Source organism: Thermocrispum agreste DSM 44070, assembly GCF_000427905.1.
In the GTDB taxonomy this organism is placed as follows: Bacteria; Actinomycetota; Actinomycetes; order Mycobacteriales; family Pseudonocardiaceae; genus Thermocrispum; species Thermocrispum agreste.
Genome location: NZ_KE386603.1, coordinates 203,225 through 216,016, shown reverse-complemented (window position 1 = coordinate 216,016; position 12,792 = coordinate 203,225). Strand labels below are relative to the sequence as shown.

Genomic DNA, 12,792 nt, shown 5'->3' with positions numbered 1-12,792 from the left:
CGGCCTGGCGGGCTCACGCCTGCGTGCCGGCATGCTGTTGCATCCACCTCCTGGCCCGCTTGGCCGCCTTCTTCAGCGCCGACCGCTCGGACAAGTAGTCCGCGGGTGCCCCGATCACCGGGAACACCCCGAACATCCGATAGATCAAGCGGCCTTGCGGGCGCTTCTCCAGCTCGTCGCTGATCGCCAGCAGCGTCCGCCCGAGGCGCCACAACGTGACCGCCAACGCCTTCAGCGACATCTTGCCGCCGGGTTTGCCGGGCAGGTCCTCGGTGAGCTCGCCGATGCGCCGGCGTTCTTCTGGCTGCTCACCGGCCGCCAACGCCCGGTCGACGTCGCGGTCGAACAGCACCCATGCCAGCAGCCGCACCCGATCGGCCTTGTCCGTCACGCCGTGCTCGCCTGCGATCGCGCACAACAGCAGCCCCTGGGCGGCGGCGCCGACCGCGTCCTGCACCGGAAACCGGTCGGCCAGTGCACCGCCGAGGCCCGGAACGGCGGTGATCAGCGCCGTGATGCGGCCGACGCGGTGGATCCACCACGCCGTGCGTTCCTCGGCGTCCATCCGCTGCCAGCCCGCACTGCCTGGCACCCGTACCGCGGCGAGCCCGTCGATCAGCCGCCTGCGCAGGGTCGGTTCGACCTGCTCCAGCTCGGCAAGCGACTCACCGCGTTCCTCGGCCGCCGCCATCTTCGCCCGCAGCCCCAGCGGGTCGGCCTCGCGCAGAGCGTCGAGCACCGGTGCGGTGGCCGCCACGAACGGGCGCAGCACCGCCACCACTTGCTTGTCGCTGATCGGCTCCGCCACGACTCCCCCTGCTCACTCCGTTGTCCGTCGACTGTCGACCCAACCGCACACCGAGCATCAGCGCACCCGGAATCGAACCGGCGGCCAGCAGGCCGATGCCCCGCCAGTCCTGGATCAGCACCATGTCGCCGCCCGGGCCGCCCAGGCCGAGCACCAGCACCGTGGCCAGCCACAGCGCCAACGGCAGCGCGGCCAGCCCCACCGGGGCGTGCATGCGGACGGCCACCCGGGCAGTCTGCGACACCAGCCACGGTGTGCTGACCGCAGCCACCACCAGGCTGATCGGCAACGGGTACCAGCCCGCCAGCGGCAACACCGCTCCGTCCAGCCGCAGCGGCACGAAGAACACCTCGAGCACCGCCAGCAGTACGGCGTCGACCAGCAGCAGCGTGAGCAACAGCTGGTCGGCGACGTCCGCACGGCTGCCATGGCTTTCCGGACGACTCATGCCAGCCCGCCGAACAAGTCGTCGGAACATCCACCGGACGGCCCGTGCGCCAGCCGGAAGTACTCGGCGGTCAGGTCCGGCTGCACCCGGTTGTTGGACAGTGCCCAGCACACCGGCGGACCGTCCCACACGGCGATCTGTGTGGCATGCGCGCGCAGGGCGGCTTGCTTCGCGGCGGCCGCGCTCCGGGTGTCGACGACGGTCGTGACCACGTCGTCCGGGACGGTGGGCACGTCGTCGATCTCCGGCACCGTGAACGGCAACCCGGGTACCGACCGCAACCGGTCCAGCGATTCGGCCACCGGGGTACGCGGCGAGACCACGTGGAAGACCCGCCGCACCGGCTCGGCCCGCACCGCGGCGGCCATGGTGACCTGGTGGGCGCGGATGTGGTCCGGGTGCCCGTAGCCGCCGAACTCGTCGTAGGTGACCACCACCTGCGGCCGGAGCTCGTCGATGATCGCCGTCAGCTGGGCCGCCTGCTCGTCGAGGTCGCCCCGGACGAAGGCGCGGGGATGCTCGGCCGAGGGGGTGCCCGCCATCCCGGAATCCCGCCAGCGGCCGATGCCGCCCAGGTAGCGGTGCTCGGCGACACCCAGCGCCCGGCACGCGGCCATCAGCTCGCCGTGCCGGTATCCGCCCAGCTGATCGGCCGCCCATGCGCCCAGCTGCGCCAGCTCGGCCGGAATGATCTCGCCCTCCTCGCCCAGCGTGCACGTCACGACCACGACCCGTACGCCCTCCGCGGCGTAACGGGCAATGACGCCTCCGGTCGCGAGCGTTTCGTCGTCCGGGTGCGCGTGCACCAGCAGCAAAGTGCGATCACTCATACGCCTACCGCTGTCCGGTCGATCCTGGGCAGGCGGCCACGGCGCGCAACCGCGCCGCCCACCACGTCCGGCGGGGTCACCGGCCCCGGCGGCCTTTCGTTCCAGCCGACCCGGTCCTGCACGAACTGCTCGGCGGACGGAGGTTGCTGGCCACCCGGTCCCTGCACCGGTGCCGGCAGCACCCCGTCGAAGACCGGGATCCGGCCGGAGGTGACGAGCACCACGGTGCCGTCGTCGTGGCAGGCGTCCCGGGCCTCACCGCTGTGCAGATGCTTCATCCGCCGCTTCTTTCGTCCCTGACCCCCACGCGGACAGCCTAGGACCCGGCGAACCGCGACCCGCGCGGCGGCTCACTTCGGACACTGTCGGCGAGGACGATGCGGCTCTGCGTCAATGCCATACACATGGGGTAGTCGGCCGCATTCGCATTGTTACTGTCGGGTAAAAGGACCACTCGACGGACTGGACATTATTAGCCCAAAAGAGGTAGTAGTGTCCGATTGTGACGGCTTTGTGACGTCATTCGTGGCCAGTTCACGACAGCGGCGCATTAGCGTCCCAACGTCCGGGATGAGCGACGACTATTCCGACAAAGCCCGCGGCAACCCTGTGCCGCGCAACGCGAGACACCTCAAGGTATGAGCTCGGAGGAGACCCATGCGTAGACCACGCTGGATGGCGGCAGTGGCCTTGGTGCCCATCGTCGCCTTGACGTTGACCGCCTGCGGCGGCGACGACGGCGCCGGCGAGGCGGCAGACAGCAAGATCACGGTGAGCGGTACCGCGCCGGAGAACCCGCTCGTCCCGGGTAACACCAGCGAAGCAGGCGGCGGCAAGATCGTCGAGGTCCTCTACAGCGGCCTGATGCGCTACGACTCCGACACCGGTGAGCCGGTGCCGGAGCACGCCGAGAAGGTCGACGTCTCGGAGGACGGCAAGAAGATCACCTACACCCTGAAGAAGGGCTGGAAGTTCCACGACGGCACCGAGATCAAGGCGGAGCACTACGTCAAGGCGTGGAACTACACCGCCTACACGCCGAACGCCCAACAGCACTCCAGCTTCTTCGTCGGTGTCAAGGGCTACGAGGACGTCACCAGCGAAGACCCCGACGGCGACGGCCCGAAGAAGGCCCCGACGCCGAAGAAGAAGGAGATGTCCGGCGTCAAGGCGCTCGACGACTACACGCTGCAAGTCGAGTTCGACAAGCCGATGCCGGCGTTCCAGTACAAGGTCGGCTACAGCGCGTTCATGCCGCTGCCGGACGCCTTCTTCGAGAACAAGGAGGCGTTCGAGAAGAAGCCGATCGGCTCCGGCCCGTTCAAGTTCGTCAAGCAGACCGCGAACAGCATCGTGCTCGAGCGCTTCGAGGACTACCAGGGCCCGAAGAAGCCGAGCATCAAGACCGTCGAGTTCCGCTTCGGTACCCCGGAGGCGGACTACGACGCGGTTCGCGACAACAACCTCGACTTCTTGAACAACATGCCGCCGAAGGCGCTGGTCGACAACGTCTGGCAGCAGGACCTCAAGGGCCGCTCCGGCCCGTCGGGCAACCTGTCCATCCAGGAGCTGTCGTTCCCGCTGTACGACCCGAAGTTCAAGGACCCGAACCTGCGCAAGGCCATCTCGATGGCCATCGACCGCCAGCAGATCTCCGACAAGATCTACGGCGGTAGCCGCACCCCGGTGAAGGGCTACGGCGTGCCGAACCTGCCGCTGTGGGAGGACGGCGCCTGCGGCGAGCTGTGCGAGCACAACCCGGAGAAGGCCAAGGAGCTGTTCGACAAGACCGACTGGGGCAACAAGCCGATCGAGATCACCAGCAACGCCGACGGTGGCCACAAGGAGTGGATCGAGGCGGTCTGCGGTCAGATCGAGGACGCCCTGGGTGTCGAGTGCAAGTTCGTGCCGGTGCAGGAGTTCGGCGTCATCCGTGAGATGGTCAACAACCGGGAGATGACCCAGATCTACCGCGCCGGTTGGGGCGCCGACTACCCGCACGTGGAGAACTTCCTCAACCCGATCTTCCGCACGGGTGCCTCGTCGAACGACAACGGCTACTCGAACCCGAAGGTCGACGCCAAGCTGGCCGAGGCCGACGCGACCGTCGACGACGAAGAGGCCGCGCGGCTGTACCACGAGGCCGAGGAGCTGATCGCGCAGGACATGCCGGTCATCCCGCTGTGGAGCAACCCGTACATCGCGGGCTGGTCCGAACGGCTCGAGAACGTCAAGGTCGACAAGCTGACCGGCGAGCTCGACCTGCTCTCGGTCCGGATCAAGTCGGAAGACTGACCGCGCTCGGTCGCATGCACCGACGGCGGCTGGCCCACTGCTGGTGGGTCAGCCGCCGTCTGCCGACCGCCAACCGGTACCGTGCCCGGCGGGTTGATCCCCGTAGCGGCGGCACCGGTGGATAAGGAGAGCTCATGGGCCGTTACGTCATAAGACGCTTGTTGCAACTCATCCCGGTGTTCATCGGCACCACGTTCCTGGTGTACGTGCTGGTGTGGGCCCTGCCGGGCGACCCGTTCGCCGGCATGTGCAAGAGCACGTGTCCGCCGGAGTTCCGCCAGGCGATGATCGAGAAGTACAACCTGGACGAGAACATCTTCGTCCAGTACTTCACCTACCTGGGCAATCTGCTGCAGGGCGACTTCGGGACCACCTACTCCGACCGGGAGGTCGGCGAACTGATCGAGGCCGCCGCTCCGGTGTCGATCACCTTGGCCGCCATCGCGGTCGGCTTCGAGGCGCTGATCGGCGTCACCGCGGGCATCCTCACCGGCCTGCGGCGCGGCAGCTTCATCGACAACCTGGTGCTGGTGTCCACGCTGGTGGTGATCGCGTTCCCGGTGTTCGTGATCGCGTTCGTCGTCCAGCTGGTGCTGGGCAGTTGGCTGGACATCATCGACCTGACCGTGTCGTCGGATCCGAGCTTCACCGAACTGCTCGCCCCAGGCTTCGTGCTCGGCAGCTTGTCGATGGCCTACGTCGCCCGGTTGACCAGGACGTCGATCGCGGAGAACCGGCGCGCCGACTTCGTCCGCACCGCGGTGGCCAAGGGCCTGCCGCAGCGCCGCGTGGTCGGCGTGCACCTGCTGCGCAACTCGATGATCCCGGTGATCACCTTCCTGGGCACCGACCTGGGCAGCCTGATGGGCGGCGCCATCGTGACCGAGGGCATCTTCGGCATCAACGGCGTCGGCGGGCTGGTCTACTCGTCGATCCTGTCCAAGGAGGGCACCGTCGTCACCGGTGTCGTCGTGCTGCTGGTGATCGTCTTCCTGATCACCAACCTGATCATCGACCTGCTGTACGCCGTTCTCGACCCGAGGATCCGCTATGAGTGACCCCACGATGGCCGCCGAAGGCGTACCCGCCGGTCAGACCGGCGACTACATCACCGCGGCCGAGCACGCCACGGGCACCAAGGAGAAGACCCGCAGCCTGTGGTCGGACGCATGGCACGACCTGACCAGGCGGCCGCTGTTCGTCATCTCGATGGCCGTCATCGCGTTCTTGGTCGTGGTGGCGATCTTCCCGTCCTGGTTCGCCGAGGAGAACCCGCGGCTGCGGGACCTGGACCGCGCCAGGATCGGGCCGAACGTGCCGTACCTGGCCACCGTGCTGGCCATCATCGGGTCGGGCATCACCGTGATCGCCGCGATCCTGGCCACCGTGGGCAAGCTGCGGGACGGCGTCAGCAGGAAGATGGCGCCCTACGTGGCGGGCATCGGCGGCGTCCTGCTGCTTGCCGGCGGCTTGATCAACTCGGTTACGCTGTACCTGGTCATCGGGGCGCTCGTGTTCGCCTGCGGCGTGGTGTCCGGCGTGCCGAAGGTCAGCCGCTTGCTGCGCGGCAACGCCGGCACGTGGGGCGTGGTCGCCCTGCTCGCCGTGGCGGGTGGCGCTGGCCTGTTCATCGCGCTGGACGATTTGTCGACCGTCGAGGTCGGGGCGGCGTTCGGCTACGACCAGCAAGGCCGTGACATCTACGCGCGGGTGGTCTACGGCACTCGCTACACGCTCCTGGTCGGGTTCAGCGCGACCCTGCTGACCGTGCTGATCGGCAGCTTGGTCGGCATCCTGTCCGGCTACTTCGGTGGCTGGCTGGACAGCCTGCTGTCCCGCATCGGCGAGGTGTTCTTCGGCCTGCCGTTCGTGCTCGGCGCGATCGTCATCCTGAGCGCGTTCCGGTCGGCGGGGTTCGACAGCGCACCCGCCATCGTGGCCATGGTGGTCATGTCGATCTCGGTGCTGTCCTGGCCGGTGTCGATGCGCATCATGCGATCCGCCGTCATCGCTGCCAAGCAGCAGGACTACGTCAAGGCCGCCAGGGCGCTCGGCGCGTCGTCCGCCCGGATCATCTTCCGGCACCTGCTGCCGAACTGTCTCGCCCCGGTGCTGGTCTACGCCACGATCGCGCTCGGCGCGTTCATCGGCGCCGAGGCGACGCTGTCGTTCCTCGGCATCGGCCTACGTGACCCGGCCGTGTCGTGGGGCGTGATGATCGCCGACTCGCGCGACTACATCAGGGCCTCGCCGTTGCTGCTGATCTTCCCGGCGTCGTTCCTGACGCTCACCGTGCTGGTGTTCGTCACCATCGGCGACGCCGTCCGCGAGGCGCTCGACCCGAAGCTGAAGTAGGAGCCATGACTGCCAACACGTCAGAGTCGGTGTTGACCGACCCCACCACGAACGGGCAGGACGGACCCCTGCTCGAAGTGCGCGACCTGCACGTCGAGTTCCGCACCCGCGACGGTGTGGCGAAGGTGCTCAACGGCGTGAGTTACCACGTCGACGCCGGGGAGACGCTGGCGGTGCTGGGTGAATCCGGTTCCGGCAAGAGCGTCACCGCCCAGACCATCATGGGCATCCTCGACTCGCCCCCGGCGTTCGTCACCGGCGGCTCGATCAAGTTCCGCGGCCAGGAGCTGCTGAAGCTGTCGCCGGAGAAGCGGCGGCTGTTGCGCGGCGACGGGATCGCGATGATCTTCCAGGACGCGCTGTCGGCGCTGAACCCGGTGTTCACCGTCGGCTTCCAGATCGAGGAGCAGCTGCGCATCCGCAAGGGGATGAGCAAGGCGGAGGCCCGCAAGCGGGCCATCGAGCTGCTCGACCTGGTGCGCATCCCGAACGCCAAGGGTCGCGTACGGCAGTACCCGCACGAGTTCTCCGGCGGGATGCGGCAGCGCGCGATGATCGCCATGTCGCTGGCGCTCGACCCGCAGCTGCTCATCGCCGACGAGCCGACCACCGCGCTGGACGTCACCGTGCAGGCCCAGATCATGGACCTGCTGGCCGAGATCAAGAACGAGCGGCAGATGGGGCTGATCCTCATCACCCACGACCTGGGCGTGGTGGCGGAGACCGCCGACCGCATCGCGGTGATGTACGCGGGCCGGATCGTCGAGCACGGCGACGCCCGCTCGGTGTACAAGGCACCGGGCCACCCGTACACCATCGGGCTGCTCAACTCGCTGCCCCGGCTGGACCAGAAGGGCCAGACGCTGGAGACGATCAAGGGCTTGCCGCCGAGCTTGCTCAACATCCCCAGCGGCTGCCCGTTCCACCCGCGGTGCCCGCAGGCGGCCCCGGTGTGCAGCACGACGGTGCCGGGCAACCACGACCTCGGCAACGGCCGGTACAGCAAGTGCCACTTCGCCGAGGAGGTGGTCCGCAATGGCTGAGCCCATCCTGCAGGTGCGTGACCTGGTCAAGCACTTCCCGGTCAGGCAGGGCATCGTGTTCAAGAAGACGGTCGGCCACGTGCGGGCCGTCGACGGGGTCTCGTTCGACCTGCACAAGGGCGAGACGCTCGGCGTGGTCGGCGAGTCCGGCTGCGGCAAGTCGACGCTGGCTCAAGTGCTGATGTGCCTGGAGCCCCCGACCAGCGGCTCGGTGCTGTTCGAGGGCAGGGACATCTTCAAGCTGCGCGGCAACGAGCTGCGGGCGCTGCGCCGCGAGATCCAGATCGTGCTGCAGGACCCGTACACGTCGCTGAACCCGAGGATGACCGTCGGTGACATCGTCGGGGAGCCGTTCGAGATCCACCCCGAGGTCGCGCCGAAGGACTCCCGGCGGCGCAAGGTGCAGGAGCTGCTGGAGGTGGTCGGGCTCAACCCCGAGCACATCAACCGCTACCCGCACCAGTTCTCCGGCGGTCAGCGGCAGCGCATCGGCATCGCCAGGGCGCTGGCGCTGCGGCCGAAGGTGATCATCTGCGACGAGCCGGTGTCGGCGCTGGACGTGTCGATCCAGGCGCAGGTGATGAACCTGCTGGACTCGCTGCAGAAGGAATTCGGCCTGTCCTACATCTTCATCGCGCACGACCTGTCGGTGGTGCGTCACCTGTCCGACCGGGTCGCGGTGATGTACCTGGGCAAGATCGTGGAGATCGGCACCGAGGACGACATCTACGAGCGGCCCACCCACCCGTACACCCAGGCGTTGCTGTCCGCCGTCCCGGTGGCCGACCCGGACGTGCGGGGCACCAGGCAGGTGATCCGCCTGGAGGGTGACGTGCCGAGCCCGCTCAACCCGCCGTCGGGATGCCGGTTCCGCACCCGCTGCTGGAAGGCACAGGAACTGTGCGCCGAGAAGGTGCCGGAGCTGGTGGACCGGGTCGCCGGACACCCGAGCGCGTGTCACTTCGCCGAGGAGCGATCGGTGGTTCCGTGACACTCACTCCCTGCGCGAAAGGCCCCTGCCGGATGCGGCAGGGGCCTTTCGCTGTCGTCGGTCCGTGTCGTCACGAATCACCCGCTGCAGCGCGCCGCTGCCCGGCGGGCGCACACAGCGCGGAGCACCGGCTCCCGTCCCGGCGTCACTCGGTGATGCGCAGCCAGTTCACCGCCGAGCCGAACGGGCCGGCCAGCGGAGGCCCTTGGGTGACCCCGGAGACGTCCCGGCCGACCGCGAGCGTGTCGGCGAGCTGGAACAGCGGGATGGTCACGTTCTCCCGCCACAATCGGGGTTCGAGACTGCCCAGCTCGCTGCGCAGCGAGCGCTCCCCCGTCAGCACGTCGTCCACCCTGGACTGCAGGTACTGGTCGCACCAGCCGGCGACGTTGCCGGGCTCGAAGTCGGCGTCGGTGTCGTCCGAAGTGTCCGCCTTCCGGCAGGAGAAGCGGGAGGCGAAGTCCGTGGCAGGCTCCAGGCTCACCGCTCGCGGCCCGACCAGCACGTCGACGAACACCTCGTTGCCCGAGCCGTCGTCGATCGGCTCGGCGTCCGGGTCCGCCGGGTCCACCGCATACAGCTCACGCGGGTCCGGCTGCACCGCTTTGGCTTCGACGCCCGCCTCGGTCAGTTGCTCGGCGAGGCGCTCGGCGATCGATGCGTACGGCTCCTGCTCGCCGGGAGACGCCACCACCAGGCTCAGCGGTTCCCCGTCCGCGTCGGCCCAGCCCTCCGGGGTGAGCCGGTAGCCTGCCTGCCGCAGCAGCGACTCCGCGCGCTGCGGGTCGGGCTTGCCACGGTCGGCGGGCAACGTGGCTCGATAGGCGCGCTGCGAAGGGGCCAGGACCTGGGCGTCGGCGCGTAACTTCTCGGCCGGGCCACCACCGGTGCCGATCCGGATCAGCTCGTCACGGTCGATCAGTGCCGCGATCGCTTCCCGCACCTGCTCGTCGGCCAGCGGTTCGCGCACCGGGCGCAACGCGATCTCGGCCACCTGCGGGCGGTGCACGGTGTGCAGTTCGACCGCCTTGCCGAGCGCGCGCAGGTCGGCCATCCGGCCGGCATCGGTCGCGGTGAGCGAGAACTGCAGGTTGTTGTTCCGCAGCTCCTCGGCGGGCCCCTCGCTGTCCACCGCGCGCAGGATCAGCTGGTCCACCGCCGACGGCTTCTCCCAGTACCGCTCGTTGCGTTCGATCAGGATCTCGCCACGGCCGACGTCGATCGTCTTGATCGCATACGGCCCGCCGGAGGCGGGATAGCTGCTGATCATCGCCTCCTGCCATCCGCCAGGGATGTCCTTGAGCAGGTGCGACGGCAGCAGGTTCGCAAACAGCGACCGCCAGCCGGGAAAGCGCTTGGCGAAGGTCACCTCGACCCGTTTGCCGCCTTCCCTGGACTGCACGTCGGTGATCAGCCGGTAGCCGGCGGGCCCCACCGTGCCCGGCTGAGTGCGCATCTGGTCCGCCAGGTAGCGGAAGTCCTCCGCCGCGATCGGCGCCCCATCGGACCACGAGGCGTCCTGCCGCAGCGTGTACGCCACGGTGAACGGGTCCTCGTCGACGACCTCCACCGACCGCATCAGGGTCTTGTCCAGCTGGTACTTGCCGTCCGGACCCAGCCGGTAGACCGACGGCAGCAGCAACTGGGCCAGCGCCGTCGTGGTGGTGGACATGTCGGCCAGCTGGTGCGGGTTGTACCCGCCGGCGATCGAGTCGACCCCGATGACGATCTGATCGGGCGTGCTGCTCGCGGTCGGGCTCGGCGGCACCGACGTCGGGGGCGGTGGCGGCGGTGGGGTGCTGGTGCAGCCCACCACAGCCAGCAGAACCGCACCCAGTGCGGCCCCCACTCGCCATGTCCGACGACGGCTCATCAACATCTCCTCACTCGACCCTGTGCAGCGAACTTTGCCAGAGCGTTCGAGGGCGCGCCGCCGATTTGCGGGAAACGGCACCGTGATCTCGGCCGGTAGCCGGAATTCCTGGCTCAGCCGACCGCGGCCGCGTCGCGGGACCGGGCCCGGGACCGCTCCTTCGCGCGGGTCGATGCCTCGAGGACGACTTTACGGACACGGATCGCCTTGGGGGTGACCTCGACGCACTCGTCGGCCGCGCAGAACTCCAGCGCCTCCTCCAGGCCCAGCTTGCGCGGGCGGTTCAGCCGCTCCAGCTCCTCGCCGGTGGACGAGCGCATGTTGGTGAGCTTCTTCTCCTTGGTGATGTTGATGTCCAGGTCCTCGGCGCGCGGGTTCTCCCCGACCACCATGCCTTCGTAGACCTCGGCGCCCGGCTCGACGAAGAACGTGCCGCGGTCGGCCAGCTGCAGCAGGGCGTACGTGGTCACCGTGCCGCTGCGGTCGGCGACCAGCGAGCCGGAGTGCCGGGTGCGCAGCTCGCCCACCCACGGGAAATAGCCCTCGAAGACGTGGTTGGCGATGCCGGTGCCGCGGGTCTCGGTCAGGAAGTCGGTGCGGAAACCGATCAGCCCGCGCGCCGGGACGACGTACTCCAGCCTGATCCGGCCGGTGCCGTGGCCGGACATGTGCTCCATCCGGCCCTTGCGCGCGGCCAGCAGCTGGGTGATCGCGCCCAGGTACTCCTCCGGTGCGTCGATGGTCAGCCGCTCGAACGGCTCGTGCAGCTTCCCGTCGATCATCTTGGTCACCACGTCGGGCTTGCCGACGGTCAGCTCGAACCCTTCCCGGCGCATCTGCTCGACCAGCACGGCCAGCGCCAGCTCGCCGCGGCCCTGCACCTCCCAGGTGTCCGGGCGATCGGTGGGCAGCACCCGCATGCTCACGTTGCCCACCAGCTCGCTGTCCAGCCGTGCCTTGACCAGCCGGGCGGTGAGCTTGTCCCCGCCGCCGCGGCCGGCCAGCGGCGACGTGTTCACCCCGATGGTCATCGAGATGGCCGGCTCGTCGACGGTGATCCGCGGAAGGGCCACCGGATGATCGACGTCGGCCAGCGTGTCGCCGATGGTGATCTCCGGGATGCCGGCGATCGCCACCAGATCCCCGGCTGCCGCCTCGGTGGCGGGCACCCGTTCCAGGCCCTTGGTGACCAGCAGTTCGGAGATCCGGACGTGCTGCACGCTGCCGTCCTCGCGCAGCCACGCGACCGTCTGGCCCTTGCGCAGCCTGCCGGAATGGATGCGGACCAGCGCGATCCGGCCGAGGAAGCTCGACGCGTCCAGGTTCGTCACCAGTGCCTGCAACGGCTCGTCCGGGTCGCCGGTCGGCGGCGGGATGTGGTCGAGCAGCGTCTCGAACAGCGGGTCCAGCGTGGCGTCGTCCGGCTGACCGCCGTCGGCGGGCTGGTTCAGCGACGCCCGCCCGGTGCGGGCACACGCGTAGATCACCGGGAGGTCCAGCACCGCGTCGTGGTCGACGTCCTCGATGTCGGCGGCCAGCTCCAGCAGCAGGTCCTGGGTCTGCTCGACGACCTCGGAGATGCGCGCGTCGGAGCGGTCCACCTTGTTGACCACCAGCACCACGGGCAGCTTGGCTTCCAGCGTCTTGCGCAGCACGAACCGGGTCTGCGGCAGCGGCCCCTCGCTGGCGTCTACCAGCAACAGCACCCCGTCGACCATGGCCAGGCCGCGTTCCACCTCACCGCCGAAGTCGGCGTGGCCTGGGGTGTCGATGACATTGATGGTCACGTCCCCGCGGGTGATCGCGGTGTTCTTGGCCAGGATGGTGATGCCTTTCTCCCGCTCCAGCTCGCCGGAGTCCAGCACCCTGTCCACCGGCTCGGCGTGGTCCCCGAAGGCGCCTGCCTGCTTGAGCATGGCGTCGACCAACGTGGTCTTGCCGTGGTCGACGTGCGCCACGATGGCCACGTTGCGCAGGTCGGTGCGGACGCGGGCTTTGCCTGCGGATGCGGACACGAGTCGGCTCCTCCACGGAGTTTTCGGGGTGCATCGGGACGCCACCGCGATCCGCACGCGGGAAACGCGCTGCTCCTGGCGGCCATTTCAGGATACTTGCCCGTCCGGTGTGGCCATCCGCACACCGCCTTTCC

General features: G+C 68.8%; 10 protein-coding genes and 2 pseudogenes. 6 read left to right on the top strand and 6 right to left on the bottom strand.

The annotated features are described in order from the left end of the window. Positions 1 to 13: 13 nt before the first annotated feature. Genes YWY_RS0111220 through YWY_RS0111205 form a run of 4 tightly spaced genes read right to left on the bottom strand, consistent with a single transcriptional unit; the run spans position 14 to position 2,364 of the window. Positions 14 to 781, bottom strand: coding sequence for a hypothetical protein (locus YWY_RS0111220; protein ID WP_342665120.1), 768 nt, complete (start codon positions 779 to 781; stop codon positions 14 to 16). Continuing rightward, on the bottom strand, positions 666 to 1,256 hold the full coding sequence (locus YWY_RS24120) for a hypothetical protein (protein WP_342665109.1): 591 nt from the start codon (positions 1,254 to 1,256) through the stop codon (positions 666 to 668). Before YWY_RS24120 ends, YWY_RS0111220 begins: the two co-directional genes overlap by 116 nt. Further along, positions 1,253 to 2,086 (bottom strand): N-acetyl-1-D-myo-inositol-2-amino-2-deoxy-alpha-D-glucopyranoside deacetylase, encoded by an 834-nt coding sequence (mshB, locus tag YWY_RS0111210; protein ID WP_038045015.1) that lies wholly within the window; start codon positions 2,084 to 2,086, stop codon positions 1,253 to 1,255. Before mshB ends, YWY_RS24120 begins: the two co-directional genes overlap by 4 nt. Then, positions 2,083 to 2,364 carry a hypothetical protein gene (locus YWY_RS0111205; protein WP_028847674.1) on the bottom strand — a complete coding sequence of 94 codons (282 nt, stop codon included), beginning with the start codon at positions 2,362 to 2,364 and terminating at the stop codon, positions 2,083 to 2,085. The genes mshB and YWY_RS0111205 overlap by 4 nt, the downstream gene beginning before the upstream one ends. 379 nt (positions 2,365 to 2,743) lie before the next feature. On the opposite strand from YWY_RS0111205, the gene YWY_RS0111200 reads away from it, so the two are divergent. The 6 genes and pseudogenes from YWY_RS0111200 to YWY_RS0111180 all read left to right on the top strand — a co-directional run bounded on the left by YWY_RS0111200 (position 2,744) and on the right by YWY_RS0111180 (position 8,770). Then, positions 2,744 to 4,381, top strand: a complete 1,638-nt coding sequence (locus YWY_RS0111200; RefSeq protein WP_028847673.1) for a peptide ABC transporter substrate-binding protein — start codon at positions 2,744 to 2,746, stop codon at positions 4,379 to 4,381. Positions 4,382 to 4,515: 134 nt separating this feature from the next. Further along, the gene (locus YWY_RS0111195; protein ID WP_028847672.1) at positions 4,516 to 5,439 is read left to right on the top strand and encodes an ABC transporter permease; all 924 of its coding nucleotides are present in this window, start codon (positions 4,516 to 4,518) and stop codon (positions 5,437 to 5,439) included. Then, a pseudogene (locus YWY_RS24795) lies at positions 5,432 to 5,665 on the top strand (ABC transporter permease); the annotation flags it as partial. The gene YWY_RS0111195 and the pseudogene YWY_RS24795, both read left to right, overlap by 8 nt. Positions 5,666 to 5,968: 303 nt before the next feature. Next, positions 5,969 to 6,736: pseudogene (locus YWY_RS24660) on the top strand (ABC transporter permease); the annotation flags it as partial. Positions 6,737 to 6,741: 5 nt separating this feature from the next. After that, positions 6,742 to 7,779: an ABC transporter ATP-binding protein gene (locus YWY_RS0111185; RefSeq protein WP_038045013.1), complete on the top strand. Its 1,038-nt coding sequence runs from the start codon at positions 6,742 to 6,744 to the stop codon at positions 7,777 to 7,779. Next, positions 7,772 to 8,770, top strand: a complete 999-nt coding sequence (locus YWY_RS0111180; protein ID WP_028847670.1) for an ABC transporter ATP-binding protein — start codon at positions 7,772 to 7,774, stop codon at positions 8,768 to 8,770. The genes YWY_RS0111185 and YWY_RS0111180 overlap by 8 nt, the downstream gene beginning before the upstream one ends. A gap of 145 nt (positions 8,771 to 8,915) precedes the next feature. Here YWY_RS0111180 and YWY_RS0111175 read toward each other — a convergent pair whose 3' ends face one another. Together YWY_RS0111175 and typA are read right to left on the bottom strand one after the other, a co-directional pair. After that, on the bottom strand, positions 8,916 to 10,643 hold the full coding sequence (locus YWY_RS0111175; RefSeq protein ID WP_038045124.1) for an ABC transporter family substrate-binding protein: 1,728 nt from the start codon (positions 10,641 to 10,643) through the stop codon (positions 8,916 to 8,918). A gap of 113 nt (positions 10,644 to 10,756) precedes the next feature. Then, positions 10,757 to 12,658: a translational GTPase TypA gene (gene typA, locus YWY_RS0111170; RefSeq protein ID WP_028847668.1), complete on the bottom strand. Its 1,902-nt coding sequence runs from the start codon at positions 12,656 to 12,658 to the stop codon at positions 10,757 to 10,759. Positions 12,659 to 12,792: the final 134 nt, after the last annotated feature.